This window comes from Rhizobium anhuiense bv. trifolii, from assembly GCF_024346605.1.
Lineage (GTDB): Bacteria > Pseudomonadota > Alphaproteobacteria > Rhizobiales > Rhizobiaceae > Rhizobium > Rhizobium anhuiense.
On the sequence record NZ_CP098803.1, the window covers coordinates 2,647,392 to 2,673,743 of the forward strand.

At 61.7% G+C, this 26,352-nt stretch carries 26 protein-coding genes; 12 read left to right on the forward strand and 14 right to left on the reverse strand.

Annotated features, from left to right (window positions below):
• Positions 1-112 precede the first annotated feature (112 nt).
• Entirely contained in the window at positions 113-358 is a 246-nt protein-coding gene (locus tag NE851_RS21820; RefSeq protein WP_047609943.1) for a DUF982 domain-containing protein, read from the forward strand.
• Between the two features lie 143 nt (positions 359-501).
• Here the strand turns inward: NE851_RS21820 and NE851_RS21825 are convergent, their stop codons facing one another.
• Positions 502-1,470, reverse strand: a complete 969-nt coding sequence (locus NE851_RS21825) for an SDR family NAD(P)-dependent oxidoreductase (RefSeq protein WP_254957599.1) — start codon at positions 1,468-1,470, stop codon at positions 502-504.
• Between the two features lie 94 nt (positions 1,471-1,564).
• Between NE851_RS21825 and NE851_RS21830 the strand changes: the two genes are divergently transcribed.
• The 3 genes from NE851_RS21830 (at position 1,565) to NE851_RS21840 (ending at position 3,884) form a co-directional block, all read left to right on the forward strand.
• Positions 1,565-2,188 (forward strand): TetR/AcrR family transcriptional regulator, encoded by a 624-nt coding sequence (locus tag NE851_RS21830; protein WP_254962441.1) that lies wholly within the window; start codon positions 1,565-1,567, stop codon positions 2,186-2,188.
• Between the two features lie 176 nt (positions 2,189-2,364).
• Entirely contained in the window at positions 2,365-3,411 is a 1,047-nt protein-coding gene (locus NE851_RS21835; protein ID WP_047609950.1) for a glycoside hydrolase family 25 protein, read from the forward strand.
• 167 nt (positions 3,412-3,578) lie between these two features.
• Positions 3,579-3,884 carry a flagellar basal body protein gene (locus NE851_RS21840; protein WP_254957603.1) on the forward strand — a complete coding sequence of 102 codons (306 nt, stop codon included), beginning with the start codon at positions 3,579-3,581 and terminating at the stop codon, positions 3,882-3,884.
• 56 nt (positions 3,885-3,940) lie between these two features.
• On the opposite strand, the gene sufA is transcribed toward NE851_RS21840, so the two are convergent.
• From sufA to NE851_RS21875, 7 genes are all read right to left on the reverse strand, one after another.
• Positions 3,941-4,333, reverse strand: a complete 393-nt coding sequence (sufA, locus tag NE851_RS21845; protein ID WP_047609955.1) for a Fe-S cluster assembly scaffold SufA — start codon at positions 4,331-4,333, stop codon at positions 3,941-3,943.
• Between the two features lie 96 nt (positions 4,334-4,429).
• Complete coding sequence (locus NE851_RS21850; RefSeq protein ID WP_016554095.1) at positions 4,430-4,810, reverse strand: SUF system Fe-S cluster assembly protein; 381 nt, start codon at positions 4,808-4,810, stop codon at positions 4,430-4,432.
• A gap of 12 nt (positions 4,811-4,822) precedes the next feature.
• On the reverse strand, positions 4,823-6,064 hold the full coding sequence (locus NE851_RS21855) for a cysteine desulfurase (protein WP_097594396.1): 1,242 nt from the start codon (positions 6,062-6,064) through the stop codon (positions 4,823-4,825).
• Between the two features lie 12 nt (positions 6,065-6,076).
• Positions 6,077-7,351 carry a Fe-S cluster assembly protein SufD gene (gene sufD / locus NE851_RS21860; RefSeq protein ID WP_254957609.1) on the reverse strand — a complete coding sequence of 425 codons (1,275 nt, stop codon included), beginning with the start codon at positions 7,349-7,351 and terminating at the stop codon, positions 6,077-6,079.
• A gap of 24 nt (positions 7,352-7,375) precedes the next feature.
• Positions 7,376-8,131: a Fe-S cluster assembly ATPase SufC gene (sufC, locus tag NE851_RS21865; RefSeq protein WP_018445225.1), complete on the reverse strand. Its 756-nt coding sequence runs from the start codon at positions 8,129-8,131 to the stop codon at positions 7,376-7,378.
• 189 nt (positions 8,132-8,320) lie between these two features.
• On the reverse strand, positions 8,321-9,790 hold the full coding sequence (gene sufB, locus NE851_RS21870; protein ID WP_047609963.1) for a Fe-S cluster assembly protein SufB: 1,470 nt from the start codon (positions 9,788-9,790) through the stop codon (positions 8,321-8,323).
• 168 nt (positions 9,791-9,958) lie between these two features.
• The gene (locus tag NE851_RS21875; RefSeq protein ID WP_254957631.1) at positions 9,959-11,125 is read right to left on the reverse strand and encodes a cysteine desulfurase family protein; all 1,167 of its coding nucleotides are present in this window, start codon (positions 11,123-11,125) and stop codon (positions 9,959-9,961) included.
• 218 nt (positions 11,126-11,343) lie between these two features.
• Between NE851_RS21875 and NE851_RS21880 the strand changes: the two genes are divergently transcribed.
• Entirely contained in the window at positions 11,344-12,021 is a 678-nt protein-coding gene (locus NE851_RS21880; RefSeq protein WP_003559715.1) for an alpha/beta hydrolase, read from the forward strand.
• 144 nt (positions 12,022-12,165) lie between these two features.
• Positions 12,166-13,344: an acyltransferase family protein gene (locus NE851_RS21885; protein ID WP_063475239.1), complete on the forward strand. Its 1,179-nt coding sequence runs from the start codon at positions 12,166-12,168 to the stop codon at positions 13,342-13,344.
• Between the two features lies 1 nt (position 13,345).
• Here the strand turns inward: NE851_RS21885 and NE851_RS21890 are convergent, their stop codons facing one another.
• Complete coding sequence (locus NE851_RS21890; RefSeq protein ID WP_254957653.1) at positions 13,346-13,873, reverse strand: GNAT family N-acetyltransferase; 528 nt, start codon at positions 13,871-13,873, stop codon at positions 13,346-13,348.
• The gene (locus NE851_RS21895) at positions 13,870-14,988 is read right to left on the reverse strand and encodes an anhydro-N-acetylmuramic acid kinase (protein WP_254957655.1); all 1,119 of its coding nucleotides are present in this window, start codon (positions 14,986-14,988) and stop codon (positions 13,870-13,872) included. The genes NE851_RS21890 and NE851_RS21895 overlap by 4 nt, the downstream gene beginning before the upstream one ends.
• Positions 14,989-15,119: 131 nt before the next feature.
• On the opposite strand from NE851_RS21895, the gene tyrS reads away from it, so the two are divergent.
• Positions 15,120-16,397: a tyrosine--tRNA ligase gene (tyrS, locus tag NE851_RS21900; RefSeq protein WP_254957657.1), complete on the forward strand. Its 1,278-nt coding sequence runs from the start codon at positions 15,120-15,122 to the stop codon at positions 16,395-16,397.
• Between the two features lie 113 nt (positions 16,398-16,510).
• Here the strand turns inward: tyrS and NE851_RS21905 are convergent, their stop codons facing one another.
• Positions 16,511-16,795 carry a hypothetical protein gene (locus tag NE851_RS21905; protein ID WP_028758365.1) on the reverse strand — a complete coding sequence of 95 codons (285 nt, stop codon included), beginning with the start codon at positions 16,793-16,795 and terminating at the stop codon, positions 16,511-16,513.
• Between the two features lie 218 nt (positions 16,796-17,013).
• Complete coding sequence (locus tag NE851_RS21910) at positions 17,014-20,412, reverse strand: YhdP family protein (protein ID WP_127430895.1); 3,399 nt, start codon at positions 20,410-20,412, stop codon at positions 17,014-17,016.
• Between the two features lie 124 nt (positions 20,413-20,536).
• Here NE851_RS21910 and NE851_RS21915 point away from each other — a divergent pair, with 124 nt between their 5' ends.
• The 5 genes from NE851_RS21915 (at position 20,537) to NE851_RS21935 (ending at position 25,366) form a co-directional block, all read left to right on the forward strand.
• Positions 20,537-21,010 carry a peroxiredoxin gene (locus tag NE851_RS21915; RefSeq protein WP_063475236.1) on the forward strand — a complete coding sequence of 158 codons (474 nt, stop codon included), beginning with the start codon at positions 20,537-20,539 and terminating at the stop codon, positions 21,008-21,010.
• The gene (locus tag NE851_RS21920) at positions 21,007-21,834 is read left to right on the forward strand and encodes a ferritin-like domain-containing protein (protein ID WP_063475235.1); all 828 of its coding nucleotides are present in this window, start codon (positions 21,007-21,009) and stop codon (positions 21,832-21,834) included. The genes NE851_RS21915 and NE851_RS21920 overlap by 4 nt, the downstream gene beginning before the upstream one ends.
• A 106-nt stretch (positions 21,835-21,940) precedes the next feature.
• Positions 21,941-23,260 (forward strand): peptidoglycan DD-metalloendopeptidase family protein, encoded by a 1,320-nt coding sequence (locus tag NE851_RS21925; RefSeq protein WP_097543637.1) that lies wholly within the window; start codon positions 21,941-21,943, stop codon positions 23,258-23,260.
• Positions 23,261-23,417: 157 nt separating this feature from the next.
• Positions 23,418-24,935 (forward strand): DEAD/DEAH box helicase, encoded by a 1,518-nt coding sequence (locus NE851_RS21930; protein ID WP_047609983.1) that lies wholly within the window; start codon positions 23,418-23,420, stop codon positions 24,933-24,935.
• An 8-nt stretch (positions 24,936-24,943) separates the two neighbouring features.
• Complete coding sequence (locus NE851_RS21935) at positions 24,944-25,366, forward strand: NUDIX domain-containing protein (protein ID WP_047609985.1); 423 nt, start codon at positions 24,944-24,946, stop codon at positions 25,364-25,366.
• Here NE851_RS21935 and NE851_RS21940 read toward each other — a convergent pair whose 3' ends face one another.
• On the reverse strand, positions 25,367-25,684 hold the full coding sequence (locus NE851_RS21940; RefSeq protein WP_047609986.1) for a TfoX/Sxy family protein: 318 nt from the start codon (positions 25,682-25,684) through the stop codon (positions 25,367-25,369). It abuts the gene before it with no gap.
• 37 nt (positions 25,685-25,721) lie between these two features.
• Complete coding sequence (locus tag NE851_RS21945; RefSeq protein ID WP_028758357.1) at positions 25,722-26,216, reverse strand: flavin reductase; 495 nt, start codon at positions 26,214-26,216, stop codon at positions 25,722-25,724.
• Positions 26,217-26,352 lie beyond the last annotated feature (136 nt).

Here is a 26,352-nt window from a genome sequence, read left to right on the forward strand (position 1 = left end):
AGCGAAAGCCGAGCAATCCAAGCCCCTTCCATCATGGGAGGGGCTTTCCTCATTCTGATAGAAATGTGCGAAGGAAGGTCATTCCATGCCCCAGGATCAAAGCGAAGCAAGAATGCAGGCGCCATGGTCGAAACCTGTGCTCGTCGCCCTCGAAGAGTCCGGCAAATACACGAGCATCGATACCACCCAGGCCGCCTCCTGGGCGATGATCGAGGATTGGCCGACCGAGGACGGTGCCGCACTCGACCAGGCGCTGCTGATCTGCGCCGACGTCATCAAGGGTAAGCGCACCGGCGAGGATGCACGCAAAGCATTCATCGCCGCCGCGGTCGAAGCTGGCCTCGATATCAAGACCTGAACGGCGGAGACACGACGCCCCGCGTAGGTTCAACGTAAGAGAAGCGGACCGGTTTGCAGCCGATCCAGCTTCAATACCTCGGCAGGGGCACCCGTTCCCGGTTCCCCTGCTCTCCGTCAGTACCAAAATGTGCGGTTTGCCGCTTAGAAGCGCTCGCCGACCATGTCCTCGCTCTTGGCCCACAATGCCTTGGCCGTCGCGGGATCGAGCGCGTAGCTGCGCACGCCTTCGGAAATCGGGCTGATTTCCGCATCCGTTACTTCGGAGACGTGGCAATTTTCGCAATATCTGCCGCCGACCGCGTCTGCCGGAGCGACGAAACCTGCCCAGACTGAGGTCGCGGCACCTTGCGGGATCGTCTTCCGCTGGAAGGGCGGTTTGCCCTCGGCGGCAAGTGCTGCGTTGATCTCAGCCATCATGCCTTCGATCGCGCCGGCGCCGACATGACGGTCGAGCTCGGTCTGGATGCCGCCGGGATGCAGTGCCGTCGCACGGATACCACGCTTCTCGAGGCGCCGGTCGAGCTCCACCGCGAACAGGATATTTGCGGTTTTCGACTGGGCATAGGCCGCCCAGGGCTCATAGGTCTTGCTCTCGAAATTGAGGTCGTCGAGGCTGAAAGGAGCCATGCGATGGGCCGAGGACGCGACGATCACCACACGGCCGCCCGATTTGACGAGCGATGCGATGCGATTGACCAGCACAAAATGACCGAGATGATTGGTGCCGAACTGCGTTTCGAAACCATCGGCGGTGCGGCCGAAGGGAGCAGCCATCACGCCGGCATTGGCAATGACGACGTCGAAGGGGCGGCCATCCGCGATGAGCGCATCGGCACAGGCCCGCACGCTTGCCAGAGAAGCAAGATCGAGCTCGACGATGTCAAGACTGCCGCCATTGGCTTCACCGGCGCGCACGACTTCCGTTGCCGCTCTTGCCTTTGCAAGGCCACGGGCCGTACCCACCACCTGCGCTCCACGGGCTGCCAGGACACGTGCGGTTTCCACGCCGAGACCGGCCGAAACACCCGTCACCAGAACACGCTTGCCCTTGAGATCGACGCCGGCGAGCACCTCATCGGTGGTCGATGTCGCGCCAAAAAGTCCACTCATGATTATCTCCTTGATCATGGCGCACCGCTCCGGGCTGGAGGACCATTGTCCGCCGGCCTCAAATGAAATAAAAGGAGGATGCCTCCAGATAAATATGGAGGGCGCCTCCGTTTATCAAGAGGACTTCTTGGAAATGGCTGAAAAAAGTGACGGACCCACCGTCCGAAAGCCGCGTGCGGATGCCGAACGCAACCGCCTTCTGCTGATGGAAACGGCAAAGACCGTCTTTGCCGACAAGGGTTCCAGCGCCAGCCTGGAAGAAATTGCCCGCATCGCCGGCGTCGGCATCGGCACACTTTATCGCCATTTCCCGACGCGCGATGCATTGGTTGCCGCCATCTACCGCAACGAGACGACGCAGCTTGCCGCCGCCGCCAAAAGCCTTGCCGAGACACATCCGCCTGTCGAAGCGCTTCGTCTGTGGCTGGTGCAGTTCGTCGATTATGTCGTAACGAAACACGGCATGTCGGAGGTGCTGGATTCTTTGGTCGGCGGCACCTCCGAGCTCTATGCCGATTCGGCCGACTTGATCATAGGCGCCGTCAATCTGCTGGTGGATCGCGCAGTCGCCACCGGCGAAATCCGCCTGGCGATGGACCCGCTCGATATCCTGCGCGCGCTGGCGGGCGGCGCAAGCATCAGCTGCGGCCCCGCCTGGCGGGAGGCGGCAAGACAACTCATCGATATTCTGATTGCGGGGATGAGAGCCAGTCGCTGAGAGGGAGCCAAGTCGCAGTGGCTAAAGGCCCCTCCCATAGGTTGGGAGCGGCTGGATGCTTCTGATGCACAAGGATCAAATTTAACCTTTCTTAGCAAGTCTCTGTTAGCAATTCATAAAGGCGGCTTCCATCAACATGGATCATCGTCGATCCCTTGTTTTGCGTGCAGGTTCTTATGCGTCCATCGGCTGTGCCAGCAATCCTCCTCGCCGCCCTGATTCTCTCGGGATGCTCCGCAAGTTCTGGCGCCGAAGATGTGCTCACCCCTGTACCGTCGCGCGAAACGACCAATGCCATTACCCAGCCGAGCGGCCCGATACCGGCTGCAGCCGTGGGCGATCCTGCTCCGCAGGCAAGCCCGCCGCAGGAGGCATTGAGCTGGACGGGGCAGGTTCCGGAGCCGCAGGCGCTCGTCCCCGCAGACAGGCCGGTCGGCATGCCGATGCCGACGGAAAAACCGGTCGCCATGCTGATGCCGAGCAATCCCGCGGGCAATGCGATGCCCGATCTCGGCGCGAGGCCGCCCTCACGCGGCCAAATTTACGGCCACCGGTTCCGCGATGCCAAGCCGATCAACTTCGGTTCCACCTCGCCGAGAAAGCTTGCCGTGCACGGCGTCGACGTGTCGCGCTGGCAGGGCGAGATCGATTGGGAGACGCTGCGCAGGCAAGGCGCGAACTTCGTCTACATCAAGGCGACAGACGGTGGCGATCACCTCGATCCGATGTTCAAGAAGAACTGGCGCCGGGCCAAGGAAGCCGGGCTGAAACACGGCGCCTATCACTTCTTCTATTGGTGCCGGACAGCCGGCGAGCAGGCCGACTGGTTCATCCGCAACGTACCGAAGGAAGCCAACGCTCTTCCGCCTGTGATCGACGTCGAATGGAACGGCGAATCGAGCTGCAAGAGGCGCATCTCGCCTGAACGTGTCCGGGAAAAGATGCAGGTCTTCATGGACAAGCTGGAGCGCCATTACGGCCAGCGTCCAATCATCTACACCGCGCCGGACTTCTACCGGGATAACCTGAAGGGCCAAATGCTCGACTATCCCTTCTGGCTGCGCTCGGTGGCCGCTCACCCCTCCAAGGTCTATCCGGGCCGCAAGTGGCTCTTCTGGCAGTATTCCGGCTCCGGCCTTTCGGATGGCGTCGACGGCAAGATCGACCTGAACGTCTTCAACGGCAATGAAAGCGACTGGCACGACTGGGTGGCGTCGCGATAGCCAAGCTGTCCATGATTTCCGCGCCTTTCCAACATCGTTCCGTGTCAATCCGGAACAGATGAATGGCAAGACGCACTCAGCTGTAGGTCTTTGCTAACGCAACGCCTTCAGCATTCTCTAAATCCTCGCGTGTACAAGAATTTCATCCAGTTCTGGGGAAACGGCTGATGAGCATATCGGGCATGACGAGCACTGCTCTTTCGGGAATGCGGGCGCAGACGACGCGTGTCAGCGCGATTGCCGACAACATCGCAAACAGCAGCACGCCGGACTATGCCAGGCTGAACACCAGCCTCGCCTCCGTTGAAGCAGGCGGTGTCCAGGCCGTCGTCAGCCCGACGGCGTCGGATGTCGATCCCGCCACCGAATTGACCGGCCTTGTTGAAGCCGAGCAGAGCTACAAGGCAAACGCCGTGGTCTTCGAGACCGGCGCCGATATGTGGGAAATGCTGATGAGCATCAAGCGCGACTGAGCACGCCCGATTTCATGGAGTTGCTGGCGGAGAATTTTCCGTCGGCCTGAAGGCCATCAGGAATGCGCCGGCTCGGCCTGGCGCTGGGCGGCAAGGGCCGCGAGATCGGCAGGCTTCAGCTCGACGGATTCGCCGCAGCCGCAGGCCGACGTCTGGTTCGGATTGGTGAAGGTGAAGCCCGAGCGCAGCGTCGTCGTTTCGAAGCCCATTTCGGTGCCGAGCAGGTAAAGAGCCGCCGACGGCTCGACCCAGACTTTTGCACCATCGCGCTCGATCAGGTCGTCCTTGGCATTGGGCTCGGTCACCAGGTCGATGGTATATTCCATCCCGGCGCAGCCGCCCTTCTTGATGCCGACGCGAATGCCTTTGGCGTCCGGTCCCGAGTTCTCGACGATCGCCTTGACGCGGGCCGCAGCCCCATCCGTCATGCTCATGATTGCAAAGCCCATCGGCTTATTCTCCTTCCGCAACCGGGGTCAAGATCCGGCGCATCGTGACTCGAATGTAGTCGTCCGAGGTAAACGGATCAATACCACGGCACCGTATCAGTACCAGCCGACGGCGACCTGCGCCTCTTCGGACATGCGGTCCGGCGTCCACGGCGGATCGAAGGTCATTTCGACCTCGACGCCCGATACGCCCTCGACGGCGCCGACGGCGTTCTCGACCCAGCCTGGCATCTCGCCGGCCACCGGGCAGCCGGGCGCTGTCAGCGTCATCATGATCTTCACCATCCGGTCGTCTTCGATATCGATCTTGTAGATCAGACCGAGTTCGAAGATGTCGGCCGGAATTTCGGGATCGTAGACGGTCTTCAGGGCGCTGATGACGTCGTCACTCAGCCGCGCCAGTTCATCGGCCGGAATGCTGGAATGCACGATGCCTTCGCGCACGTCGATCTTCTGTTCGCTTTCGTCCAGGCTCATCACGGACACTCCTCAAGCAAAGAACTTGCGCGCATATTCCAGCGCATCGGCCAGGGTATCGACCTCGGCGCGGGTATTATACATGCCGAAGGATGCACGGCATGTGGATGTAACGCCGAAGCGTTTCAAGAGCGGCATGGCGCAATGCGTGCCGGCCCTGACCGCAACACCCTGCCGGTCGATCACCATCGAGACGTCATGGGCATGGATTCCGGCAAGCTCGAAAGAAAAGATACTCCCCTTATCGGGCGCCGTCCCGAAGACCCGCAGCGAATTGACCGATTTCAGCCGCTCGACAGCATAGGCCGCAAGATCGGCCTCATGCCGGGCGATCGCCTCGCGGCCGATCTTCTCCATATAGTCGAGCGCGTAACCGAGCCCGATCGCCTGCACGATCGGCGGTGTGCCGGCCTCGAAGCGATGCGGCGGGTCATTATAGGTGACGACGTCCTCGGCGACTTCAAAGATCATCTCGCCGCCACCCTGGAACGGACGCATCTCCTGCAGCCGTTCCTTCTTGCCGTAAAGCACGCCGATGCCGGATGGGCCGTAGAGCTTGTGGCCGGTCATGACGTACCAGTCGCAATCGATATCCTGCACGTCGACCGGCAGATGCACGGCGCCCTGGCTGCCATCGATCAGCACCGGGATGCCGCGCTCATGCGCGATCCGGCAGACTTCCTTGACAGGAACGATCGTGCCGAGCGCATTCGACATGTGGGTGATGGCGACGAGCTTGGTGCGCTCCGTCAGGCTCTTTTCGAAATCCTCGATATGGAAGGCGCCCTCGTCGTCGACGGGCACCCAGACGAGTTTGGCGCCCTGCCGCTCGCGGATGAAGTGCCAGGGCACGATGTTGGAATGGTGCTCCATGATCGTGAGGACGATCTCGTCGCCTTCGCCAATCTTGGGCATGCCCCAGCCATAGGCGACGGTGTTGATCGCTTCCGTCGAATTCTTGGTGAAGACGATGTCATCAACCGAAGGCGCATTGAGGAAGCGGCGGACTTTTTCGCGCGCGGCCTCATAGGCGTCCGTCGCGGCATTCGAGAGATAGTGCAGGCCGCGATGCACATTGGCATATTCATGCGAATAGGCATGCGAGATGGCGTCGATCACCACCTGCGGCTTCTGTGCCGACGCGCCGTTATCGAGATAGACCAGCGGCTTGCCGTGCACCTTCTCCGCCAGGATCGGAAAATCCCGGCGGATGGCTTCGACGTCGTACTCAGTGGCCGGCACTATCTTGTCCATCGATATATCCGATCAGGCGTGCTTTTCGAGCCAGGCCGAAATCACGCTTTCCAGCGCCTCGACCAGGGCCTCGTCTTCCAGTTCCTCGACGATTTCGGCGACGAAGGCGTTGACCAGCATCGCCCGCGCCATCTTCTCCGGAATACCACGCGCCATCAGGTAATAGAGGTGATTGGCGTCGATATCGGTCACCGTCGCGCCATGGCCGCACTGCACGTCGTCGGCAAAGATCTCAAGCTCGGGCTTGACCGAGAATTCGGCATCGTCGGACATCAGCAGCGTGTTGCAGGCCATCTTGGCATCGGTCTTCTGCGCATCGGGCGCCACCCGGATCATGCCCTGGAACACGCCCTTGGCGCGGTCGAAGACGACGTTGCGGATCACCTCGGTCGAACCGGTGTTCGGCACATCGTGGCCGAGCACCATCGTCACGTCGGTATGGCTGTCAGCGCCCAGCAGGTTGATGCCGCGTAGCGTCAGATCGGCGCCCTCGCCCGTCACCTTGATATGCAGTTCCTGGCGCACCAGCTTGCCGCCGGCATTGATGACGAACAGCCGAAGCTTGGCGTCAGCGCCGAGATCGATGCGGATCTGCCCAAGATGCGTATCGTCGGCTCCCTGCTGCTGCAGGATGATCCAAGTCAGCTCCGTTCCCTCGCCGACCGTAATGTCGCTGACATGGGAGACCAGCGCCGCATCATTTGTCGCCGCAAGGTGACGCTCGATGACGGTCGCCTTGACGCCGGCGCCGAAGGCCACGGGAAGGCGCGTATGCGCTTGCCCGCCGGCATGGATGAACTGGATTTCGAGCGGAGCTTCAAGCTCGGTGCCGGCAGGCACGTCGACGACATAGCCGTCGCGCACGAAGCTGCCATTGATGCGGCCGACGGCGTCGTCGTTGCCGAGCGCATCGAGCCCGTTTGCGGCGGAGCCATCGAGCAGATGGCCGGAATAGGTCGAAATGCCAAGACCGTCGGCGGCAGCCTTCTGGTTGGAATGGCCCTGGATCACCGCCAGCACCGTGGCATCGGCAACGAGCGGCTCCAAAGCTTCGGAGCCCGCATCACCCGCCTGTGGCGGAACGGTGCGCAGAAGATTCTTGAGGTCGGTATAATGCCAGGCCTCGATGCGGCGCGTCGGCAGGCCGGCCTTCTTCAGGTCGTCGAGAAGCCGGTCGCGCAGCGCCGTCACCGCGCCATTGCCGGACAGCTCACCGATCTGCTGGTTGAAGGCCTCGATCAGTGCCGCTTCGGCCGCTGTCAGGCGGCTCGTCGTCTGCATGTTCATGGACGTCGTCCTTTCCACCCGAACTCAGGCCGCCGTGCCGATGATGTCGGCATAGCCATTGGCTTCCAGCTCATGCGCCAGCGTCTTGTCGCCCGACTTGATCACCTGGCCCTTATAGAGCACGTGGACGGTATCGGGCACGATATAGTCGAGCAGGCGTTGGTAATGGGTGATGACCACCACGGCGCGATCCGGCGAACGCAGCGCGTTGACGCCGTCGGCGACGATCTTCAGCGCGTCGATATCGAGGCCGGAATCGGTTTCGTCGAGCACGCAGAGCTTCGGTTCGAGCAGCGCCATCTGCAGGATCTCGGCGCGCTTCTTCTCGCCGCCGGAAAAGCCGACATTCAGCGGCCGCTTCAGCATCTCGGTATTGATCTGCAGCTTGCCGGCGGCATCCTTGACGCGGCGCATGAAATCCGGCGTCGTAAGCTCGTCCTCGCCGCGCGCCTTGCGCTGCTCGTTCATCGCCACCTTCAAGAACTGCATGGTGGCGACACCGGGGATTTCGACCGGATACTGAAAGGCAAGGAAGATGCCCTTGGCGGCGCGCTCGGCCGGATCGAGCTCGAGGATGCTCTCGCCATTATAAAGAATGTCGCCCTCAGTCACTTCGTAGTCGCTGCGGCCGGACAGCACATAGGAGAGTGTCGACTTGCCGGAGCCGTTCGGCCCCATGATCGCGGCAACTTCGCCGGCCTTCACCGTCAGGTTCAGGCCACGGATGATCTCGGTGCCGTCTTCGGCGATACGGGCATGGAGGTTTCTGATTTCAAGCATTTCGTTTTTCCTGTCCATAAAGCGGGTTCAAGTGCCGCCCAATTGACCGTTCTCATCGGCCTCAATCGTCATCCTAGGGCTTGTCCCGAGGATCTAAGCTTTAAATTGTAATCGTCCTAATGTTCCGGCGCGACCTTCCGCATAGGTGCGCAGATCCTCGGGACAAGCCCGAGGATGACGGAGACCTGTTTAGCCCACCGAGCCCTCGAGCGAGATGCTGATCAGCTTCTGCGCCTCGACGGCGAATTCCATCGGCAGTTCCTGCAGGACTTCCTTGACGAAGCCGTTGACGATCAGTGCGATCGCCGCTTCTGTCGGGATACCGCGCTGCAGGCAGTAGAACAGCTGGTCCTCGGAGATCTTCGAGGTCGTGGCTTCATGTTCGAACTGCGCCGTCGAATTCTTCGCCTCGATGTAGGGCACGGTATGAGCGCCGCACTTGTCGCCGATCAGCAGCGAATCGCACTGGGTGAAGTTGCGTGCGTTCGACGCCTTGCGGTGAGCCGAGACCTGGCCGCGATAGGTGTTGTTGGATACGCCGGCGGCGATGCCCTTGGAGACGATGCGGCTCGACGTGTTTTTGCCGAGATGGATCATCTTGGTGCCGCTGTCGATCTGCTGATGGCCGTTGGACACGGCGATCGAGTAGAACTCGCCGCGGCTGTCGTCGCCGCGCAGGATGCAGGACGGATATTTCCAGGTGATCGCCGAGCCGGTTTCGACCTGCGTCCAGGAAATCTTCGAGCGGTCGCCACGGCAATCGCCGCGCTTGGTGACGAAGTTGTAGATGCCGCCCTTGCCTTCCTTGTCACCGGGATACCAGTTCTGGACGGTGGAATACTTGATCTCGGCATCGTCGAGCGCAACCAGCTCGACCACGGCAGCATGCAACTGATTTTCGTCGCGCTGCGGCGCCGTGCAGCCTTCGAGATAGGAGACGTAGGCGCCTTCTTCCGCGATGATCAGGGTGCGCTCGAACTGGCCGGTGCCCTTCTCGTTGATGCGGAAATAGGTGGAAAGCTCCATCGGGCAGCGAACGCCCTTCGGAATGAACACGAAGGAGCCGTCGGTGAAAACAGCCGAATTCAGCGTCGCATAATAGTTATCGCTCGTCGGCACCACGGAGCCGAGGTATTTCTGCACCAGTTCCGGATGCTCGCGGATGGCTTCCGAGATCGACATGAAGATCACGCCGGCCTTCTTCAGCTCTGCCTTGAAGGTGGTGACGACCGAAACGCTGTCGAAAACGGCGTCGACGGCGATCTTCGGCTTCTCGACACCGGCAAGGATCTCCTGCTCGCGCAGCGGGATGCCGAGCTTCTCGTAGACCTTCAACAGCTCCGGATCGACCTCGTCGAGCGACTTCGGACCCGGCGTGCTCTTCGGCGCGGCGTAGTAATAGATGTCGTTGAAATCGATCTTCGGATAATTGACGCGCGCCCAGGTCGGCTCTTCCAGCGTCAGCCAGCGCCGATAGGCTTCAAGGCGCCATTCCAGCATCCACTCCGGCTCCTGCTTCTTGGCCGAAATGAAGCGAATGATGTCCTCGGACAGGCCTTTCGGCGCTTTGTCCATCTCGATGACGGTCTCGAAACCGTATTTGTACTGGTCCACATCGATCAGGCGGACCTGGTCGATTGTTTCCTGCACCGCAGCCATTTCATTCTCCAATCTCGCCGGATACAAGGTCCGGCAGCTTGTAGCGTTCGGGCAATTGTCCTGCCCTGATGTCGGGCAAATGCCTTACCCTGATGTAAGAGGCCAAAAGGGACTTTTCAGCCCGATTGGCAAGCGGAAATTTGCGTTTCCGCAAGTTTATGATGCGGCTTATGCCGCCTCACCCGCCGACCTTCGCCGGCAGGCAATCTTCGCGAAAGCCGCAATCGCCCTGTCGACATCGTCTTCCGTTGTCGAAAAGCCGAGCGAGATGCGCAATGCCCCGAGCTTGGCGTCACGTCCCATCGCCGTCAGCACATGGCTTTCGCCAAGCCGACCGGATGAGCAGGCCGAGCCTGCGGAAAGGGCAACGCCTTCGAGATCGAAGGCGATCTGCCCGGTCTCGGCCTTCAGCCCTGGCAGGGTGAAGAAGATCGTGTTGGCGACACGTTCGCCGCCCTCGCCGTGGATCATTACATCGGCTGCCGCCCGACGCATGCCGGCTTCCAGCCGCTCGCGCAACGCGCCGATCGCCGCATTGCGCCCATCGAGTTCCTCGGCCGCAGCTTCCGCCGCCGCGCCGAAGCCGATCAGCGCCAGTGAATTCTGTGTCCCCGAGCGGTGACCCCGCTCCTGCCCGCCGCCCTGGATCAGCGGCCGCGGCATCAGCGCCTCACCGCGCGCAATGAGCGCGCCGGCACCCTTCGGTCCGCCGATCTTATGCGAGGAGACGATCATGAAATCGGCGCCGATCCGATTGATGTCGAGCGCGAGGCGACCGGCGGCCTGAACGGCGTCGACGACCAGGAGCCCACCATGGGCATGCACGATCTTTGCCGCTGCCTCCACAGGCTGGACGATGCCCGTCTCGTTGTTGACGAGCATGATGGCGACCATCGGCAGGCCGGCAGCCTTGTCGTGAGCATCGAGCAGGGTGCCGAGCGCATCGAGATCGACGATGCCGGCTTCCGTCACCGGGATCTCCATCATCTTCTCTCTGGCGAAGCGGCCGCCTTCGCGCACTGCCGGATGCTCGATCGCCGAAAAATAAAGCTGGCCGAGCCGGAGCGGCGTGCGGCCCATGCGGAAATCCGGTGTCAGCACCAGGTTGGCGGCCTCGGTCGCACCGCTGGTAAAAACCACATTGCCGGCATCGGTGCCGGCAAGTGCCGCCACTTTGCGCCGTGCGCCTTCGATTGCAGCGCGGGCGGCGCGGCCTTCGCCGTGCACGGAATTTGGATTGCCGAAAATGTCGATGGCGCGCATGATCGCCTCGCGTGCTGCGGGGTGCAGCGGCGCTGTGGCATTCCAGTCGAGATAAAGGCGTGGCGGCGCCATGATCTTCAGTCCTGCGCTTGACGAGCTTGCTTCAGCGGCCGCGGTTCATTTTTCTTGAAATTTCCGCCGGGCTTGCCTTATGACACATTCCACGATGCGTGGATCGCCATGCAAGTTTCGAATTGTTCTAAACTGCGTTTTAGAAAAGCTGACAACACTAGTCAAGTCAATGTTGTCGTCCAACGCAGCGCGAACGCGAAATAAAACCCGGAGTACCAATGCCCGAAGTAATTTTCAACGGCCCAGCCGGCCGTCTTGAAGGCCGCTACCAGCCCTCCAAGGAAAAAAGCGCGCCCATCGCCCTGATTCTGCATCCGCATCCGCAGTTCGGCGGCACGATGAACAATCAGATCGTCTATCAGCTCTTCTACATGTTCCAGAAGCGCGGGTTCACGACGCTGCGCTTCAATTTCCGGGGCATCGGCCGCAGCCAGGGCGAATTCGACCACGGCGCCGGCGAACTTTCGGATGCCGCCTCGGCGCTCGACTGGGTGCAGAGCCTGCATCCCGATTCCAAGACCTGTTGGGTCGCCGGTTATTCCTTCGGCTCCTGGATCGGCATGCAGCTGCTGATGCGCCGGCCGGAGATCGAAGGCTTCATGTCGATCGCGCCGCAGCCGAACACCTACGACTTCTCCTTCCTGGCGCCCTGCCCCTCTTCCGGCCTGATCATCAATGGCGAGGCCGACAAGGTAGCGCCGGAAAAGGATGTCAATGGCCTTGTGGAGAAGCTGAAGACCCAGAAGGGCATCCTCATCACCCACCGCACCGTTGCCAACGCCAACCACTTCTTCAACGGCCAGGTGGAAACCCTGATGGGCGAATGCGAAGACTATCTCGACCGCCGCCTCAACGGCGAACTGGTGCCGGAACCGGCCGCCAAGCGGATTCGCTGACACCACAAAATCTCGGCCCCATCGATGCCGTGACGGTCCGGAACCTCACCGGACCGAACGTGTCAGAACAGATCACCTATCGTGTTGCAATGTATGTTGCAGTGCGGTAGGGTCCTCGCGATCCTAACAAAAGCGAGGTCCGCAATGACCAAGTCGTTCGGGGAAGTCCTGGATAAGTATAGGGGAATCGGTCCGGGGTTCGATTTTCTTCGAATAGGGCTCGCCTTTTCCATCGTATTGACCCATTCCTTTTTGTTAACCAGGAACAATGACTTCATCAGGGGGTCGGTATTCTGGTTCACGGAATACGCTCTTGTTCCGATGTTCTTCGCGCTGAGCGGATTTCTGATCGCCGGCAGCGCCCAACGCCTGAGCCTCAGAAATTTCCTGATCAACCGAAGCTTGCGTATCGTCCCGGCGCTTGCCGTCGATATCGTCGTTTGTTCGCTGATCATCGGGCCGCTCGTCACGATCGTCTATCACGCCGAATATTTTACCGATCCGCGGTTTTTCAAATACTTTCTGAATATCGTCGGTTGGATCCATTACGAGCTGCCGGGCGTTTTCCAGGACAATCCGAGCCAACGTGTCAACGGCGCGCTCTGGACGGTTCCCTGGGAGATCTTCTGCTACATCATCATGTCGTTCCTGATGATCACTGCCATCGTCAAGACGCGCTACAAGCTGCTTGCGGTGACGATCGCCTATATCGTCATCGGCCTTGTCGTGCAGAAGATGCCCTATCTGCTGCCAGGCTCGGTCAAGCCGATCGCTCGCTTCCTGTTCATGAGCCGAGGCTCCCAGCTGATAACGGCCTTCATGATGGGCATCGTCGTCTTTCAGTTCAAAGCGGTCATTCCGCATTCCCGCTGGCTGTTCGCCGCCGCCGGCCTGGTTTGCCTCGTCGCCATTCTCACCCTGGACAGCCAAGCGACGGAGTCGGTGATGAACCGGCCCCTGGTCATCACCTCTCTCGTTTATATCACCGTCTTTATCGGCCTGTCGGAGGTACCCATTCCGGCCTTTTTCAGGAAGGGCGACTATTCCTACGGCGTCTATCTCTATCATGACCCGTTTTTGCAGATCTGGATCAGCTCGTTTCCGTCCGTATTTCTCTATCCGAAATATGGTGCGCTGGCGCTCTATCTCGTCGGCCTGCCCTCGGCCCTCGCCGTGGCGGTGCTGTCCTGGCATTTCATCGAGAAGCCGATCCTTGGCCTTCGCAAGAAGTTCTCGTTCATCGCCCAGGTCAGGGGCGTCGAGGATGGCAATCAGGCTGGGCGCGAATCCCACGTCCGGCCGCCGGTTGCCGTAAAGAGTTAAATTAGCACTTTGCCGGCCGCATATCGGCGGTGAGTTCAAAAGCTGGGTCAAGCACTCCATCGATCAGGATCGGCACGCGTTCACGCATGCCGATTTTCCTCAGCACACGCTGCGAGGCGATGTTATCGGGATGCGTGAAGGCGATGAGGCGCTGCGCAAGCTGCCTTTCGAAGAACCAGTCGACCACCGCACCTGCCGCCTCGGTCGCCAGGCCCTTGCCCCACACCTCCTCGCGCAGGGAACAGCCAAGTTCGAATTGCTCGTTCCTGACCTTCGAAATCCCCGCGCGACCGATAAACCGGCCGTCCTCGTCGAGGATCTTGTATTTCGTCGTGCCGTGGCGCGCCTGCTCCTCGAACCAGCCCCGCAGCCGCTCCTCAGCCTTTTCGAGACTCCATGGCCCGTTGCCGGACAGATATCGGGTCGTCGCCATCGTCGAATGCAGTTGCTGCACGAGGGCCGCATCGCCTTCGTCCCACATGACGAAGTTGAGCCGCGGCGTGCTCAATATGACGCTCTGCTCTCTCATGGCGTCGCCAGCACCCCGCCGCTGACGGGGGCGCCGACGCCCGTCGTGCCGGGAAACGTCAACGGCAGCCCGTCCAGCGAGCGGACGGCGAGATAGGCCCAGGCCTCAGCTTCCATCGCATCACCGTCGAAGCCTGCCTCCTCGGCGCTCAACACCCTCGCGCCCAGCCTTCCGGCCATGGCGGAAAACTCCGCCATCACGGTGGCGTTCAGCCGCCCGCCGCCGCAGACGATATAGATCGATGGGCTCTCGGGCAGAAAACCGGCAGATTTGATGATCGAGGCGGCGGCGACATGGGCGAGCGTCCGGGCGCCGTCTTCAAGGCTCGCGTCCTCGGGCCGAAGCGGCGCGAAATCGCCGCGGTCGAGCGAACGGCGAAGATTGCCGCGGAAGAACGGGCTTTGCAGATAACGTTCCGCGAGAGCGGCCACGACCTTGCCGCGCCCACCGATTTCGCCGCCGGGATCATAGGTTCTGCCGGTCTGCATCTCCACCCACTGGTCGATCAGCGTATTGCCCGGCCCACTGTCGAAGGCCGATATCCGGCCATCCGTGCCGATAAAGGTCAAATTGGAGATGCCGCCGATATTGACGAAGCACACCGCCTGTCCAGCCTGCTGGAATTTTCCCGCAAGTGCGGCGTGATAGGCAGGCACCAGCGGCGCGCCCTGCCCGCCATGAACCATGTCGTTGGCGCGCATGTCGTACACCACCGGAATGCCGGTTCGGCGCACCAGTTCCGGACCGTCACCGATCTGGATCGTCAATCCTTCGTCAGGGCGATGCAGTACTGTCTGGCCATGAAAGCCGAGAACATCGACGGCATCGGCAGAAAGCCCGAAACGCTCCAGGAATGCCGTAACGGCAATTGCATGCCGTAAGGTCAGTTCCAGCTCGATGTCGCGAAGCTCAGCGGGCCGTTCGCTCCTGTCGCTGAGCGGACGCGCCAATTCCAGCGCCCGTTTCAGCCGGCCGCGAAAATCGGCGTCATAGGGCACGCCCATGAACGGCCCGTGCTCGATGAAGCCGCGGCCGTCGGTCCTGAGCAGCGCGACATCGATTCCGTCCATCGACGTGCCGCTCATCAGACCGATCGCAGTCCTGATGACATCCATGAGGCTTGCCTCCCATGCGATTCCCGGATGCACTTTGATAAAAACAGTGCTAAACGCGCCGCGACAGATCAACAACAACGAACTTGCGCGAGACCCGCATGGGCGAGCGCAGATATCAAGAGACGAAGGCCATGTCCGAGTTCAAGTCCGATTTCCTCCGCACGCTGAAAGAGCGCGGCTTCATTCATCAGATCTCTGATGAGCGCGGCCTCGACGACATGTTCGCCAAGGAAACCGTGACGGCTTATATCGGCTTCGATCCGACGGCGCCCAGCCTGCACGCCGGCTCGTTGATCCAGATCATGATGCTGCACTGGATGCAGAAGACCGGTCATCGCGCCATCTCGCTGATGGGCGGCGGCACAGGCATGGTCGGCGATCCCTCCTTCAAGGAAGAGGCGCGCCAGCTCATGACCGTGGACACGATCGAAGGCAACATCGCCTCGATCAAGCGCGTCTTCTCCAACTATCTGAACTACGGCGACGGTCCGAAGGACGCGCTGATGATCAACAATGCCGAATGGCTGCGCTCGCTGAACTACCTCGAATTCCTGCGTGATGTCGGCAAGCACTTCTCGGTCAACCGCATGCTGTCCTTCGACAGCGTGAAGACGCGTCTCGACCGCGAACAGTCCCTGTCCTTCCTGGAATTCAACTACATGATCCTCCAGGCCTACGACTTCGTCGAACTCGCCAAGCGCTACGATTGCCGCCTGCAAATGGGTGGTTCCGACCAATGGGGCAATATCGTCAACGGCATCGACCTCGGTCACCGTATGGGGACACCGCAGCTCTATGCGCTGACCTCGCCGCTGCTGACGACATCGTCGGGCGCCAAGATGGGCAAGTCGGCGACGGGCGCTGTCTGGCTGAACGCCGACATGCTCTCGGCCTATGATTTCTGGCAGTACTGGCGCAACACCGAGGACGCCGACGTCTCGCGCTTCCTGAAGCTCTACACGACGCTGCCGATGGATGAAATCGCCCGCCTCTCGGCACTCGGCGGTTCGGAGATCAACGAGGTCAAGAAGATCCTTGCGACCGAGGTCACGGCGATCCTGCACGGCCGCGAAGCCGCCGAACAGGCAGCCGAAACGGCGCGCAAGACCTTCGAGGAAGGCGGTCTTTCGGAAAACCTGCCTTCGGTCGATATCCCGGCCGGCGAACTCGATAGCGGCATCGGCCTGCTGTCGCTGATGGTCCGCGCCGGCCTCGCCGGCTCGAACGGCGAAGCCCGCCGCCACGTCCAGGGCGGCGCTGTCCGCATCAACGACGAGGCGGTCAGCGACGAACGCCGTCTGATCGACAGCAGCGAAATCACCACCGACGGCGTCATCAAGCTCTCGCTCGGCAAGAAGAAGCACATCCTGATCCGCCGCGTAAGCGGCCTCAATTCCGAACAGATATGAAAGCCGGCCTCCGCGCCGGCTTTTTCGATTTCGCTGACGGCGGTGTCGAGGCATTTGCGAAGTTGACGATACAGCCGCGCGTACCGAGAGTTTCGCGGCACTACCGCATACGGTCACTCGACTCCCGGCCGGGATGGCGCATCCGTCCGTTCAGCCTCTCGAAACACATAGCTTGGCGGATTGACGTCTGAAGCAGGTTTGACGCGCGACCACCAGCTGATCGAGAAGACAGGCGGCGTCATCATCGCGTCGAGAGGAACCGTCAGCACATGGGCCGACCGGATGAGCTCCGGCGGCTTCAGTCGCTCGCTCTTTTCGGCGGGATATGCAGCATGGCCGCCGACCGCAGCGGCGATCACCGCGACCGATACGAAAGAGACTGTCCGAGCGCACTGCATGGCATCCTCCGACATCGCAACGGCCGTTGCCAAGGCCGGAGACGCAGCTTACATCAAATTTCCCTAAAATAGCAGGCCAAGCGTCGTTCGCTCGTTTCGACACCGGGCTTCGGATCGATTCTGATCGGGTCGATGCTTGCGCGTTTTGCTGATCCTACTCAGGCGGAAAGGAATTTAGGCGTTCTCGCCACGACCTCTGCCGTCCGGCCTTCACAGCCTCACTGGAACTCGAAGATCTGCCGGAAGACGCCAGGCGCGATAATCGACAGCGGATTGATCTGCAGGTTCGGTTGGTCGAACTTGCCCGTCAGTTTGAAGGTGATGCCGATCAGGCCGCGGTCGCTGCCATTTCCGAGGATGACGCCGATCAGCGGCAGCTCGGCAAAGAGGCGGTTGAGGCCGTAGGCCGGCATGAAGGTGCCGGTCATGTCCATATTGCCCTTGCGGTCGCGCACGACGCCCTGGAAGGTCGCGCCGATCTGGTCGCCGCGCAGCACGCCGTTCTCGATGCCGACCATGCCATTGCGTGAAACGACGCGGGCAAAGCCACGCTGGAAGCGCTGCGACGAGGTATCGATGTCGCGCTTGACCGCCTCGTTGAGGCTGCGCTGTTCACTTCCGACAGGCGTCGAGACGATCGAGCGCAAGCGTTGTTCGTTGACGATCGAGAAGCGGCGCACATCGAGCGAGCCGTCCCAGCCGCCCTCTGCCCCCAGCCGGATCGCCAGATTGAGCAACCCTCCCTGCATGTGCTGGTAGAGATCGGCGAAACGCGATACCGCGCCGGCATCGCCGCTGGTGATGTTGATGACGCCGCCGTCCTTCATCTGGCTGACCACGGCCTCGCCGCTGTCCGTGACGGCGGAAAAGTTGAGCGTCTGCAGCTTGTCGCCGCGCAGTGATATCTGCGCCTGGAAATTGCCGACCTTCTCGTCGTTGAAACCGATGACGTTTTTCAGCCGGGCGCGCACCGATACGCTGGTGTCGCCGCCATCCCCGTCGCCATCGCCGTCCGAGCCCGATTTCAACCGCGCGATAACAGGCCGCGCATCGGCGCTGTCGCCGGAGACCGAGACGTCGAAATTGCCTTTGCTGCGCTTCACCGAGAGAGCGAAATCGTCGAGCGAGGAAAGCTTGACACTGTCGAAATCGGCCGAGGTCAGCCCACCCTTGCCGATATTGAGCGATCCGTTGGCGCCGAAACCGTCGCCTTTCAGCCGGAAGTTCTTGATCTGAGTGTTGTCGGCCGGGCCGGAGGTTTCAAATTCGGCTGTTGCGGCAATGCCGCTGCCCTTCGACCAGCCGATCCAAGGCAATTCGAGCAGCGATTTGGTGAGGTCGAGCTGGACGTCCTGCCGGTCGTTGTCGATCCGCGTCAGCACCATCTTCACGCTGCCGCCGATGATGCCCGAAAGGCCGGGTATCAGCTTGTTGCGCTGGTCCTCGGAAAGCGTCGCGGTGATCACCCGCTGCCGCAACGCACTGTCGGATGCCTCAACCGGTTCGGTAAGATCGATATCGGCCGGAACGCCGTCGATCTGGGCCTTGGCATCGAGCGTGATCTGTTTCGGATTGCCGTTCAGCGTGCCGTCGAGATTGGTGATGGTACGGCCGGAAAATGGCTTGGCGAGATCAATATCGCTGAGCTTCATGGCCGCCGCCCATTCGGCCGGCGGCGGGTTCTGCGAGGAGAGCAGGCCGAAATGCGCCTTCACATTCGCCTCGATCCGGCCCTTGAAATCGTCGGGCGTAAAGCCGGCGCGCTGCAGCACCCGGATCGGCCTGTAGGTTAGAAGCTCGCCGACCGCGTCCGCCGCGCCGGACACCGCGAGATCGATATCGGCCATCAGCGGCTTGTCATAGGCGGATGGTATGACGAATGTCCCCTGCCCGAGACCGACGGACCGGCCGGAGGGGAAATAGGACGTGCCGCTTTTGATCGCGATCGTCGCAACGGGGCCGGTCAGGTCGAAATGTGCCGACGTGTCGCGGATGGGCGGAATGTCGCCGGCGACGTTCATCCGAGCCCCCGCGATGTCGAAACCGATGCGGATCTGGTTGGCGTCGAGCTTCAATCCCTTGCCGCCGGCTGCCTCGTCCAGCCGGCCGAAGGGAATGAAAACGGAAATGGAAGCGTCGGTGACGGTGCCGCCGAAGAGATTGCCGTGCACCCAGTTGCGCACCTTGGGCGCCATCCAGAACGGCCAGAGCTGCTTGATCGCCGTCGTCTGCAGCTGCGACGACTGGCCGGCGAAGCTGATCTCCGGCGATTTGTCGCCGAGCTTGATATCAAGCGATCCGTAGAGCGCGCCGAGCGGGCTGGAAACGGTCATGTTGGGAAACCGGAATTCCCGGCCGGCGACCATGTAGCGCCCGGTCGCCTGGATATCGAAGGCAACAGGCGGCTCGCCGGAACCGCCGGGGGCCGCCGTGCCGCCGCTGACCAGCAGGTCGATGCCGAAGCCCTTGCCGGCCTGCGGGTCGAGCTTGTCGAGATCGATCAGCGCGCCGTTGATCGGCAGCGTGGTCGCGCCGAACCGGGCGTTGGACCGGGCAATCTCGATCGTCTGCTTGGCGAAATCATAAACGAGGTTGATTTGCCCGCCCGACAGCTCCTGCGGATCACCGTCCGCATAGATCAGGCCGGGATCGATATCGACCGTTGCCGCAAGCGCCGGCTGCGCGCCATCGCGCGCCCTGGTGGCCGACACCGTCATGTCGACAAAGGCGCTAAGCCCCTGCCGTATCACACCCTGATCGTTGCGTTTCAGCGCGAACGGCGTGAGGTCGGCATGCTTCAGCGCCGCCACCACCTTCGAGACGTGGCCGTCTTCCTTCTCGGCCAGCACGTCGAGTTCCGCCACCTCGCCGTTGAGCGCCACCTCGCCGGTCAATTGCAGCGAGGACGGGCCGGCATGGGCAAAGACCAGATTGTCGATAACAAGCGACAGCGGGCCATTGGCGGTATCGGCAAGCTTGATGTCGATGCCGGAGATGCGCACCGAATTCGTCGAGCCGCGTGTGGCGATACTGTCGAACATGTCGAACTGCGAGAAGATCCTCTCCATCGCCGCCGGCATGGCGTCGATGCGCAGATCGTCGAGCTTGACGGGATTGCCGGAAGGCAGAAGCGCGGTATCGAGCGCGATATCGTCAGCCTCGATGTCCGTGACGGCGATGCGGCCGCGGAAGAGCTGCAGCGGATCGAGCCCCAGGCGCACCGAACCCGTCGTCGACAGATGCTGGCCGCTCTCCTGATCGATCATGTTGACGTTGCGCGCTTCCAGCGCCAGACGTAAGCCCGAGGTGAAGCGGATGACGGTGGAGCCGACCTCGGCGCGGTAGCGCGGTCCGGCCACGCCGTTCAGCGCCGCCTGCGCCTGCTGCGACAGCGGTTTGTCGAACATGCCGCTCTCGACGGTGAAAACAATGCCGGCCAGAATAACAAGGATCAGTCCCAGAAATCCGCAGGTCAGCTTCGCCGTGCGGCGCATCGGCGAACGCGGCGGCGGGCAATGGACGATGATCGGATCCTCGGCCTGGGCGGACGGCAAGCGGTCCAGCGCAACGATATCCTTCTTGCGAAACGTGACCTTTTCGCCGCGGATGGCTGACATGCGCCCTCGGGCTCTCCCTTTAGTGAAGAATTGAACCCGGCCATGCTGGACGGGTTTCCATCCACTATATAATTCGGGGAGAGAAAGTGTCATCCACAAACCCGGCAAAAGAAAGGTTTTCCCAATGGCGGTTCCCGGCATCGGCGCCACGGCCCCTGATTTCAACCTTCCCCGCGACGGCGGCGGCCGCGTCTCGCTGGCCGAATTCCACGGCAGGCCGCTCGTGCTGTTCTTCTATCCCAAGGACGATACGACCGGCTGCACTGCCGAATCATTGGCTTTCACGGCCTTAGCAGCCGAGTTTGATGCGGCGGGCGCCGCCGTCATCGGCATGTCTCCCGATTCGGCCGCCTGCCATGACAAATTCGTCAAGAAGCACCGTCTTTCGGTGGCGCTCGCCTCGGACGAGGAAAAGACGACGCTGCAGGCCTATGGCGTCTGGAAAGAAAAGAGCATGTATGGCCGCAATTTCATGGGCGTCGAACGCACCACCTTCCTCATCCGCAAGGACGGCATCATCGCCACCATCTGGCAGAAGGTAAAGGTGCAGGGCCATGCCGAAACCGTGCTCGAGGCCGTGCGGAATCTCGCCGCGTGACCGGGCATCTGGCGATAACCTCGCTGCGCGGTGGCGCCATCGATGCGATCTCTTCCGCCGATCTCGACCGCAAGACGGCTCTTGCGCAGGAAAGCGCCACCCGCTGGTTCGCCCGCCGGGTGTCGCTGCGCTCGCCGCTCGATGCCGCCCTGCCGGACAGGCCCGGCCGTCCCGACAAGCCGGAGCTGACGCCGCCGACCCAGGTGAAGAAGCGCTCGCTGCATACGCTCAAGGGGCGAATCGCCCTGCTGCATGCCATTGCCCATATCGAACTCAACGCCGTCGATCTGGCGCTCGATATCGTCGCGCGATTTGCGACAGAGCAGGTGCCGAATTCCTTCTTCGACGGCTGGATGCAAGTCGCTTTCGAGGAGGCGAAGCATTTTCGCATGGTGCGTGCCAGACTCAACGATCTCGGCGCCGATTACGGCGATCTCCCCGCCCATGACGGGCTCTGGCAGGCCGCCCATTCGACGCGCAACGACCTGACGGCAAGGCTCGCCGTCGTGCCGCTGATTCTCGAAGCCCGCGGCCTCGACGTCACGCCGTCGCTGCAGGCGAAGATGCGCGAAACCGGCGATCTCGAAAGTGCAGCGGTCCTCGATGTCATCTACAACGACGAGAAAGGCCATGTCGCCGTCGGCGCCAAATGGTTCCGCTTCCTCTGTGCACGAGAGAAGCGCGACCCGGCAAAGGCCTTCCAGGAACTGGTCCGCGCCAATTTTCGCGGACCGCTGAAGCCACCCTTCAATGATCTCGCCCGCGCCGAGGCGGGGCTGACGCCGTCCTTCTATCGCGCACTGGCATCGATCAGCCACGCTTGAAATGCCTGGTATTTCTGCCGCGGACGGCGGCAATGAAAGCATTCATTAACCATAAGCGTGTCTAATTTTCCGAAAGAGGCGTAGAGCATCAATCGGGAGAGCCTGCGTGAACAGCGGACATCAGCACCGGGTATTCGGCAGGCGGGCACAGGAACATATCCTCATCCTGGCAAGCGGCGACAAGGTCCGCCACATGACGGTCCGGCCGTGGATGGCAGCCCTTGCCTTCTGCTTCATCGGCGTGTTCTCGATCGGCTATCTCCTGGCCACGTCCTATCTCGTGCTGCGCGACGACCTGATCGGCGCTACCATGGCGCGCCAGGCCCGCATGCAGCACGATTATGAAGACCGCATCGCCGCCCTTCGCGCTCAGGTCGACCGCATCACCTCCCGCCAGCTTCTCGACCAGCAGGTGGTCGAGGACAAGGTCGACAAGCTGATGGAGCAGCAGATGGCGCTGACCTCGCGCCATGGCAAGCTCGACAATCTGCTCGATCGGGCCGAAAGTTCCGGCCTGACAGAGAAGGATGGCGCCCCGCCCGCGCCGTCTTCCCCCGTTCAGTCTTATGCCCCCGAGATCAAAGACAAGCGCGCTTCGCTTGACGGCGGCGGTATCCAGGCGATCGAGAAACAGCTGGCAAGCGGCGCCCCCGCCGATGCGACGCCCGACAATTCGACGCTTGCCTATGTGCCGACCGCGGAGACCGTCGGCGACCGCGCCGACCGGATCTTCTCCAAGGTGACGCTGTCGCTGAAGGATGTCGAACAGGACCAGCGCAGCCGGGTCGAACAGCTGACGAGCGATGCCGGCAGTGCCGCCAACGCTATCGAGACCGTGCTGACCCGCTTCAAGATCCCGATGCCCGAGACCGCGGCCAGGAAAGACGATGACGATGCCGTCGGCGGCCCCTATGTCGAGCCTGAAAGCAACGACGACTTCAACAATTCGCTGGTCGCCCTCGACGGCGCGCTGACCCGGCTCGAGGCCGTGCGCAGCACCGCCGAATCCCTGCCCTTCCGCAATCCCGCCGTCGGCAAGGAAGTGACCAGCCCCTTCGGCAATCGCCGCGACCCCTTCCTTGGCCGCCTCGCGCTTCATTCCGGCATCGACTTTCGCTTTTCGCCGGGCGAAAGGATCCGCCCGACGGCGCCTGGCAGGGTGATTTCGGCCGGCTGGACCGGCGGCTACGGCAACATGGTCGAGGTCGATCACGGCAACGGCATTTCGACGCGCTACGGGCATATGTCGGAGGTGCTGGTCAAGGTCGGCGACACGGTCGACCGCAACGACGTCATCGGCCTTGCCGGCAGCACCGGCCGCTCGACAGGCACGCACCTGCATTATGAAGTGCGCCAGGACGGTCACGCGGTCGATCCAGTATATTTCATGAATGCCGGCCTTAAACTCGCCACCTATATCAAGTAATACCCGGCCGGTAACCATCGCTTCACTCTGCACGGGGTGCGGCCTCTCTAATTCTTGACTTGCCGGCCATTCGGGGCTATGTCGCGCTGCATTGCGGCATGCAATCCCGCCGACTCGTTCAGAGCTCGGCCGAACCGGAACGGAAACAGTTTTCCCTTTGACGACATTTGCTGACCTTGGCTTGAGCCAAAAAGTGCTATCCGCTGTTGCCGACGCGGGCTACACGATCCCCACGCCCATTCAGGCGGGAGCTATTCCCTTTGCGCTCGAGCGCCGCGATATTTGCGGCATCGCGCAGACAGGCACCGGCAAGACGGCGTCCTTCGTTCTGCCGATGCTGTCGCTTCTGGAGAAGGGCCGCGCCCGCGCCCGCATGCCCCGCACGCTGATCCTCGAGCCGACGCGCGAACTCGCCGCCCAGGTCGCCGAGAATTTCGAGAAATACGGCAAAAACCACCGCCTCAACGTCGCCCTGCTGATCGGCGGCGTTTCTTTCGAGGACCAGGACCGCAAGCTCGAGCGCGGCGCCGACGTGCTGATCTGCACGCCCGGCCGCCTGCTCGACCATTTCGAGCGCGGCAAGCTCCTGATGAGCGGCGTCGAGATCCTCGTCATCGACGAGGCCGACCGCATGCTCGACATGGGTTTCATCCCGGATATCGAGCGCATCGCCAAGATGATCCCGTTCACCCGTCAGACGCTGTTCTTCTCGGCGACCATGCCGCCGGAAATCCAGAAGCTCGCCGACCGGTTCCTGCAGAATCCCGAGCGCATCGAGGTCGCAAAGCCGGCTTCCGCCGCAAAGACCGTGACGCAGCGCTTCGTCGCCTCGCACAGCAAGGACTACGAAAAGCGTGCGGTTCTGCGCGAACTCGTCCGTGCCCAGACCGAGCTGAAGAACGCCATCATCTTCTGCAACCGCAAGAAGGATGTCGCCGATCTCTTCCGGTCGCTCGAGCGCCACGGTTTCTCCGTCGGCGCCCTGCATGGCGATATGGACCAGCGCTCCCGCACGATGATGCTGCAGAGCTTCCGTGACGGCAATCTCCAGCTGCTGGTCGCCTCCGACGTTGCAGCCCGCGGCCTCGACATTCCCGATGTCAGCCACGTCTTCAATTTCGATGTCCCGATTCACTCCGAGGATTACGTCCACCGCATCGGCCGCACCGGCCGTGCCGGCCGCTCGGGTGCCGCCTTCACCCTGGTCACCAAGCGCGACACCAAATTCGTCGACGCCATCGAGAAGCTGATCGGCGAAAAGGTCGAATGGCAGAACGGTGACCTGAATTCCCTACCGCCGGCAGAAGAAGGCAAGGACAGCGAACGCCCGCGCCGCAACAGCCGCGAGCGTGGCGGTCGGGACGATCGAGGCGAGAAGGATCGCGGCCGCGGCCGCGGCAGTCGTGGCGCCGCGAGTCATAAATCTGACAACGACATACAGGATAATGACGTCCAAGTGATCCAGGCAGCACCAGTAAAGGCCGACATCGTGAAGAACGAGCGCAAAGCAGAGCAGAAGCCGCAGAACAACGCGCGCAACAATCGGCCTTATCCGGCAAATGATGACAGCCGCGACCGCCGCCGCCATCGCGACCACGACGACGGCCCGACCCCGATCGGTTTCGGCGATGATATCCCCGCTTTCATGCTGATCGCCGGCAGCGCCAAGGTCTGAGCATTGCCATGGCCAGACCCGGTATCGATTTTCCGGGTCTCGGCGTCGGGCTGGTGATTCTGCGCGACGCCAGGATCCTTCTCTACAAACGTATGCGCCCACCTGAAGCCGGCTATTGGAACATTGTCGGCGGCAAGGTCGATCACATGGAGCCGGCCGAGGAAGCCGCGCGCCGCGAGGCCGAAGAAGAAACCGGCCTGACGATCGGGCGCATCGAACGAATCGGCATGACCGAGCAGATCATCGATGCCGATCGCCAGCACTGGATTTCAGTTCTCTATCTCGCCCGTGACATCGAAGGCGAACCACAATTGACCGAACCGGACAAGCTTTCGGATTTCGGCTGGTTTCCGCTGACGGACTTGCCCGAGCCGCTGTCGGCCTTCACCAAGGCGGCGATAGCGGCTTTGCCGACTGCCGAACGCAGCTAGTCATTCGGCGCGAAGCGACGCCTCATAGGCTAGCCGCACCCATTTCGCCATCAGATCGGGATCGTCATAGGCCTCGTCGGGGATCGACCAGTAGGGCATCTTCACCGGCTTGCCCTTCTTGCCTTCATAGCTCCACTGCGTGGCGCCGGCAGCCGCAAATTCCGGGGCACTCTTCTCATCGGCCTTCAGCAGCATCTCGTCCCGCACTTCGAGCGCGATGATGCGCCCAAGATGATAGATGCCCTTGCCGCCGAACATGCGCTTGACCGTGACCGGGCCGAGCCCCTGAAACATTTCCTCGATCCCGGCATTGTCCATTCTCTATTCCCTCGAAATCTCGGCCACGGCGCTCTCATCACAGCGCGTGATAATCCCGGTCCATATAGATGAGCGCTGGGTGTTTTTCGCTGAAGCGGACGGCCGCAACTTCGCCGAAGATGACATTGTGCGTCGGCATTTCCTTGATGTCGGTCACCCGGCAATCGAAGGCGGCAAGCGCGTCGGCCAGGACGGGCGCGCCGGTGACGAGCATCTCAAAACGGGCGCTGGCGAAACGGTCGTCATCGGCAAGCGCCGTGCGTCCGGAAAAGGCATCGGCGACGCCCTGATGATGGGCGCCGAGCGTATTCAGGGCGAAGATGCCGCTCCTGAAAAAGATGTCGTTCTTCGGGTTGGTGTTGTTGAGGCAGATCAGCACCGAGGCCGGATTATCCGAGACCGAGCAGGCGGCGGTGATGGTGACGCCGCGGCGCAACTCGCCCATCGCCGTCGTCACGAGCTGCACATGGCCGGCATAACGGCTCATGGCATCGCGATAAAGGCCAGGGTCGATATGCTGCCTGTTCAACACCTGCTTCTCCCGTGCGCGCTTTTGCATTGATCGACTTGTTATCGCGCCAATATGGCGAGCATCGGTTACCTTTTCTACAATAGGACCGGTGAAAAGCGCTGCGTTGCGCTTGTTTTTCTTTGACGATCGCGGCCTT

Bases quoted from the DNA above. Each gene is read 5' to 3' on its own strand.
- NE851_RS21910 (WP_127430895.1), bottom strand. From the start codon at position 20,412: ATGTCAGCCATCCGCGGCGAAAAGGTCACGTTTCGCAAGAAGGATATC.
- tyrS (WP_254957657.1), top strand. From the start codon at position 15,120: ATGTCCGAGTTCAAGTCCGATTTCCTCCGCACGCTGAAAGAGCGCGGC.
- NE851_RS21905 (WP_028758365.1), bottom strand. From the start codon at position 16,795: ATGCAGTGCGCTCGGACAGTCTCTTTCGTATCGGTCGCGGTGATCGCC.
- NE851_RS21895 (WP_254957655.1), bottom strand. From the start codon at position 14,988: ATGGATGTCATCAGGACTGCGATCGGTCTGATGAGCGGCACGTCGATG.
- sufA (WP_047609955.1), bottom strand. From the start codon at position 4,333: ATGGGCTTTGCAATCATGAGCATGACGGATGGGGCTGCGGCCCGCGTC.
- NE851_RS21855 (WP_097594396.1), bottom strand. From the start codon at position 6,064: ATGGACAAGATAGTGCCGGCCACTGAGTACGACGTCGAAGCCATCCGC.
- sufB (WP_047609963.1), bottom strand. From the start codon at position 9,790: ATGGCTGCGGTGCAGGAAACAATCGACCAGGTCCGCCTGATCGATGTG.
- NE851_RS21840 (WP_254957603.1), top strand. From the start codon at position 3,579: ATGAGCATATCGGGCATGACGAGCACTGCTCTTTCGGGAATGCGGGCG.
- NE851_RS21915 (WP_063475236.1), top strand. From the start codon at position 20,537: ATGGCGGTTCCCGGCATCGGCGCCACGGCCCCTGATTTCAACCTTCCC.
- NE851_RS21940 (WP_047609986.1), bottom strand. From the start codon at position 25,684: ATGGACAATGCCGGGATCGAGGAAATGTTTCAGGGGCTCGGCCCGGTC.
- NE851_RS21935 (WP_047609985.1), top strand. From the start codon at position 24,944: ATGGCCAGACCCGGTATCGATTTTCCGGGTCTCGGCGTCGGGCTGGTG.
- NE851_RS21880 (WP_003559715.1), top strand. From the start codon at position 11,344: ATGCCCGAAGTAATTTTCAACGGCCCAGCCGGCCGTCTTGAAGGCCGC.
- NE851_RS21890 (WP_254957653.1), bottom strand. From the start codon at position 13,873: ATGAGAGAGCAGAGCGTCATATTGAGCACGCCGCGGCTCAACTTCGTC.
- sufC (WP_018445225.1), bottom strand. From the start codon at position 8,131: ATGCTTGAAATCAGAAACCTCCATGCCCGTATCGCCGAAGACGGCACC.
- NE851_RS21850 (WP_016554095.1), bottom strand. From the start codon at position 4,810: ATGAGCCTGGACGAAAGCGAACAGAAGATCGACGTGCGCGAAGGCATC.
- NE851_RS21885 (WP_063475239.1), top strand. From the start codon at position 12,166: ATGACCAAGTCGTTCGGGGAAGTCCTGGATAAGTATAGGGGAATCGGT.
- NE851_RS21875 (WP_254957631.1), bottom strand. From the start codon at position 11,125: ATGGCGCCGCCACGCCTTTATCTCGACTGGAATGCCACAGCGCCGCTG.
- NE851_RS21830 (WP_254962441.1), top strand. From the start codon at position 1,565: ATGGAGGGCGCCTCCGTTTATCAAGAGGACTTCTTGGAAATGGCTGAA.
- sufD (WP_254957609.1), bottom strand. From the start codon at position 7,351: ATGAACATGCAGACGACGAGCCGCCTGACAGCGGCCGAAGCGGCACTG.
- NE851_RS21825 (WP_254957599.1), bottom strand. From the start codon at position 1,470: ATGAGTGGACTTTTTGGCGCGACATCGACCACCGATGAGGTGCTCGCC.
- NE851_RS21820 (WP_047609943.1), top strand. From the start codon at position 113: ATGCAGGCGCCATGGTCGAAACCTGTGCTCGTCGCCCTCGAAGAGTCC.
- NE851_RS21835 (WP_047609950.1), top strand. From the start codon at position 2,365: ATGCGTCCATCGGCTGTGCCAGCAATCCTCCTCGCCGCCCTGATTCTC.